This is a genomic window from Bacillus sp. mrc49 (assembly GCF_002803435.1).
Genome location: NZ_PHNG01000298.1, coordinates 1 through 420, shown reverse-complemented (window position 1 = coordinate 420; position 420 = coordinate 1). Strand labels below are relative to the sequence as shown.

The following is a 420-nucleotide window of genomic DNA, read 5'->3' as shown; positions in this document are numbered from 1 at the left end:
CTACCTGGATCAAGGAAGCAAGGATATACGAATAAGATTCATTATGGATCGATTCCTGCTGAGCCATATTGGCAAGGATTGCCTTTGCTGCAGGGTCCTTGATGTATCGAAGGATTTCCACCAAGGTAGGCGTTTGCAGGCTATCCATCCCAGCAATCATCGTCAGGATATCAAGAAAGGCGTCCTGGATATCTTCATCCATTTCTCCCCACTGCTTTTTATCCTGAATCATGTTCACGCTAGATGGCTTCCAAAAATTATTGATGAGCTGTGTATAGGTATCATAGAATTTTTCATACTGAATATCGTTCCAAAGGAGAAAGCCTGAAGCTTCTCCTTTGAAAACACCGGTCGCTTTAGTAGGATGCGTAGGTTCGAGCATCCTGATTTTTTTTATATGATTGGTCATTCGTGAAAACT

The 420-nt window shown here is 42.1% G+C and carries 1 protein-coding gene; it reads right to left on the bottom strand.

The window, feature by feature from the left end:
• Nucleotides 1-420: ribonucleotide-diphosphate reductase subunit beta (locus tag CVN76_RS02040; protein WP_198512434.1), on the bottom strand; the 420-nt coding region annotated here is incomplete at both ends.